1 protein-coding gene and 1 pseudogene are annotated in these 2,640 nt (G+C 72.1%); both read left to right on the top strand.

Annotation, left to right across the window (positions count from 1 at the left end; genetic code table 11):
• The first annotated feature begins 646 nt into the window (after window positions 1-646).
• Window positions 647-1,948: an amidohydrolase family protein gene (locus VIB55_RS19850; RefSeq protein ID WP_331878407.1), complete on the top strand. Its 1,302-nt coding sequence runs from the start codon at window positions 647-649 to the stop codon at window positions 1,946-1,948.
• Window positions 1,948-2,640: pseudogene (locus tag VIB55_RS19855) on the top strand (amidohydrolase); the annotation flags it as partial. The gene VIB55_RS19850 and the pseudogene VIB55_RS19855, both read left to right, overlap by 1 nt.

Raw genomic sequence — 2,640 nt, forward strand, 5'->3', positions numbered from 1 at the left:
CTTCGCTCGGGGTTCGCTTAACTGCCTCGCAGGCTCCGGGAGCCCCCTCCCCCCGGCCCCCGTCCCCCGCAGCGCAGGGGAGGGGGAGACCTGAACCGCGCTCCGGCCGGGCTCGCGCACTCGACCGTGCGTGCAGTCCGCGAAGGCGGACTTCGTGCCTTTCCAGCTGCGGTTTCGATTCACCCGCCATGACGAAGGCCGAGACCTCGGCGACGATAACCGCTGCCGCGCCCTAGCTGGTACGTGGCCGCGGCGAGATCCTTCGGCCCGCGAGGCCTGTGCTACGGGCAGGTGTGGCGCGCTTGGGCCTTTGGATGACAGTAGTCCGGCGCGAGCGGAGGAAAGGGTGGCGCGCCACACTGGCTCCCTTCCCCCGCGCAGTTTGCGGGGGAAGGGCTGGGGATGGGGGGCGCCCGCCCGAGCACCAGGCCTGCCTTGTCGCACTCAACCCGAAGTGTACACCCTCTCCCGCTTGCGGGAGAGGGTCGCACGCGTGTCAGCGCGGCCGGGTGAGGGCCGCCTCGGAGGCGAGGGTGCCGCGGCGGATGGTGCTCCGGTATATTGTATTCATCCTCCCAGCCCCAGGTCCGCGCGGGGCCGCACGACGCCGCCCCGCGCCTTTCATCCCACAGGAGAGACGCAACCCATGCGACGTACCCTGTCCGCGGCGCTCGTGGGCGCGGTGGCCGCCGCCGGCGCGCTGAGCGCCCAGGAGCAGCCACACGCGTTTCGCGGCGCCACCCTCCTCCCCATCGCCGGCCAGCCGATCCAGAACGGCGTGCTCGTGGTGCAGGGCGGAAAGATCACCGCCATCGGCGGGGCCGACACGCCCATTCCCGCGGGCGCCGTCGTCCACGACGCGAGCGGCAAGACCATCATGCCCGGGCTGGTGGACACGCACTCGCACATCGGCGGGGGCGACGGCGGCGACCGCTCGACGCCCATCCATCCCTCCGTGCGCATCCTGGACGCCATCGACGCGCGCGACGACGGCATTCAGAAGGCGCAGGCGGGCGGAATCACCACCGCCAACGTGATGCCCGGCTCGGGCCTGCTCCTGAGCGGCCAGACCGTGTACCTGAAGCTGCGCGACGGCAACGACATCTACGACCTGGCCTACTGCCAGGACGTGCTGCGCGACATCTGCGGCGGGATGAAGATGGCCAACGGCACCAACCCGCGCGGCGAGCCGCCGTTCCCCGGCACGCGCGCCCGCGCCGCGTCCATGATGCGCGAGCGGTTCGTCCGTGCGCAGGAGTACCGCGACAAGGCGCGCCGCGCGGGCGGGATGGACAAGGTGACGCCGCGCGACCTGGAGATGGAGGGGCTGGTGGAGGTGCTGGACGGGCGCCGCACGGTGCACTTTCACACCCACCGCGCCGACGACATCCTCACCGCGCTGCGGCTGGCCCAGGAATTCGGATTCCGCATCGTGCTCCATCACGTCAGCGAGGCGTGGAAGGTGGCCGACGACATCGCGCGTTCGGGCGCGTCGTCGTCCATCATCGTCGTCGATGCGCCGGGCGGAAAGCTGGAAGCCATCGACACCCGCTACGAGAACGGCGTGGCGCTGGAGCGTGCGGGCGCCTTGGTCGCCTTTCACACGGACGATGGCATCACCGACAGCCGTTGGTTCCTGCGCCAGGCGGGGCTGGGCGTGCGCGCGGGGATGTCGCGCGAGCGGGCGCTGGAGGCCATGACCATCGCCGGCGCGCGGATGCTGGGGCTGCAGGACCGCGTGGGCACGCTGGAGCGCGGCAAGGACGCCGACTTCGTGGTCCTTTCCGGCGATCCGCTCTCCGTCTACACCCGCGTGGAGCAGACCTGGGTGGAGGGGAGCAAGGTGTTCGACTTCGCGGATGCCAACGACCGCATGTACGCCGTCGGCGGCTTCGGCGTGTTCCGCGACGGGGCCGCGCACGCCCACGAAGGCGAGGAGGGCCACTGATGCGCACGCTGACGATTCTCGCGGCCGCCGTGTCCGCCATCGCGCTTCCGCTGCACGCGCAGGTGGCGGTGCGGGGCGAGACGGTGTACACGATGGCCGGCGCCGCCATCCGCGACGGCGTGGTGCTGATCGGCGCCAAGGGCAAGATCGAGCGCGTGGGCCCCGCGTCCGAGGTGCAGGTGCCGGCGGGCTATCGCGTGCTCACCGGCCGCGTGGTGACGCCCGGGCTGGTGGACGCGCACTCGGTCGTCGGTCTGGCCGGCGCGCTGGGGCAGGCGCACGACCAGGACCAGCTGGACCGCACGGATGCGCTGCAGCCCGAGCTGCGGGCCATCGACGCCTACAACGCCCGCGACGAGCTGGTGTCGTGGCTCCGCGGCTTCGGCGTGACGACGGTGCACACGGGGCACGGGCCGGGCGCGCTGATCAGCGGGCAAACGATGATCGTCAAGACGCGCGGCGACGACGTGGGCGACGCGCTGGTCGACACGGCGACGATGGTGGCGTTCACCCTGGGGCCCTCCGTCGGGCAGAACTTCCGCAACGCCGGCACGCGGGCGCGGGGGATGGCCCTGGTGCGCACCGAGCTGATCCGGGCGCTGGAGTACGCCCGCAAGCAGCGCGCGGGCGATGCGCAGCCGCGCGACCTGGGGCACGAGGTGCTGGTGCGCGTGCTGAACCGCGAGATGCCC

Origin of the sequence: Longimicrobium sp. (assembly GCF_036554565.1) — a bacterium.
Taxonomy (GTDB): Bacteria; Gemmatimonadota; Gemmatimonadetes; order Longimicrobiales; family Longimicrobiaceae; genus Longimicrobium.

Bases quoted from the DNA above. Each gene is read 5' to 3' on its own strand.
- VIB55_RS19850 (WP_331878407.1), top strand. From the start codon at position 647: ATGCGACGTACCCTGTCCGCGGCGCTCGTGGGCGCGGTGGCCGCCGCC.